Here is a 1,522-nt window from a genome sequence, read left to right on the forward strand (position 1 = left end):
TTCCGCCAACAAGGGTTTAACTCCAAATCAGAAAGAAGAAAATTATTTTAAGAAAATATAGCTCATTTTGTGTCTAAATATTTGACATTGGTCCATAAATGTCAATATCAGAATTTTTATTACCTAAATTTTCAAAAAATGATGTATAAAAAAGCGTTCCTACATCATTATTTGAAGAGGGGGAGTCTATTTTTGTGATAACTTCTTTAAGAGCAACTTCATTTTTTATTAAAATTGACTCTAATATATTTTTTTCAATTTTTCTCCCTCTCCCAATAAACCTTTTTAGATTTTATCAAAGCTTTATTTATTAATCCATTATAATAGTCAACTGCCTCTAAAATAGAATTCTTTACTTCTTGCTCTGATAAACCTGTATCTTTATAAGCATAATCAATTGCTCTTGAACATGTTATGATGGCTCCTAAACCATTATTATCAAACGCTGCGTCTAATAGTTTCACATCTCCTCCTTGATAACCAACTCCTGGGATTAGAAATAAGGTTTTTGGTAAGAGTCTCCTATACTTAGTTAAATCTTCGGGATATGTTGCTCCAATGACAGCTCCAATATCTGAAAATCCATAATTCCCAACTTTATTCGTGCTTTTAATAATATAATCACATACAACTTCAGAGATAGTTTTATTTTCAGAATCCAGTATTTTATCTTGCAATTCTCCTGAAGAAGGATTGCTTGTTTTCACTAAAATAATAGAGCCCTTATCATTTTCTTCTCCTAATTTTATAAATGGGTCTAATCCATCACTTCCCAAGTATGGATTAATTGTTACTGCATCTACAGATAAAGTAGAGCTCCACTCATCAGCTGTATTCTTATAAAAAGTTTCTGCATATGCCTGAGAAGTACTTCCGATATCTCCTCTCTTAGCATCCGCAATAACGATAAGTCTCTTTTTCTTAGCATAATCCACAGTTTTCCAAAAAGCTTCTATTCCATAATAATCATACTTCTCATAGTAAGCAAGTTGAGGTTTTACAGCTGGAACTTTATCTGCCACTATATCAATAATCATTTTATTAAATTCAAAAATAGCGTAGCCTGCTCCTCTAGGGGTCTTTCCATAGATGCTCTCTGCCTTTTTTAAAATATAGCTAGGAAAATTCTCTAAAATGGGATCTAACCCAACACATAGATGAGATTTTGTATTGACTACTTTTTGTATATATCTATCAGAAAACATCATTTATCCATTACCTCGCTTACAAAATTAGTTATTATTTGATGAACTTTGTCAATCCCTACAGTTGAATCAACAAGTAAAGCATTTTTAGGTAAAACATCAAGAAAATTTTGTCTTACTTGGTTAAATACTAACTCATTTTTTTCTTCATACTTTATATCTTCTCCATCCCTTTGACGAACTCTCTCTAAAGCACGCTCTGGAGGAACATCTAAAAACACTGTAACATCTGGAGTAGGAACACCTTTATTAATCATTAGAATTTCTTTGTAGTCTATCCCACGAGCTTTAAAGAACGCTAGTGAACTGTATAAGTA

General features: G+C 31.6%; 1 protein-coding gene and 1 pseudogene. Both read right to left on the reverse strand.

The genetic code is table 11. From position 1 onward, the window contains the following. Positions 1–254 precede the first annotated feature (254 nt). Positions 255–1,208: an orotidine-5'-phosphate decarboxylase gene (gene pyrF, locus AB0N16_RS41755; protein ID WP_012579076.1), complete on the reverse strand. Its 954-nt coding sequence runs from the start codon at positions 1,206–1,208 to the stop codon at positions 255–257. Next, a pseudogene (locus AB0N16_RS41760) lies at positions 1,205–1,522 on the reverse strand (hypothetical protein); the annotation flags it as partial. The gene pyrF and the pseudogene AB0N16_RS41760, both read right to left, overlap by 4 nt.

The organism is Streptomyces sp. NPDC051105 (genome assembly GCF_040682795.1).
Taxonomy (GTDB): Bacteria; Actinomycetota; Actinomycetes; order Streptomycetales; family Streptomycetaceae; genus Streptomyces.

Bases quoted from the DNA above. Each gene is read 5' to 3' on its own strand.
- pyrF (WP_012579076.1), bottom strand. From the start codon at position 1,208: ATGATGTTTTCTGATAGATATATACAAAAAGTAGTCAATACAAAATCT.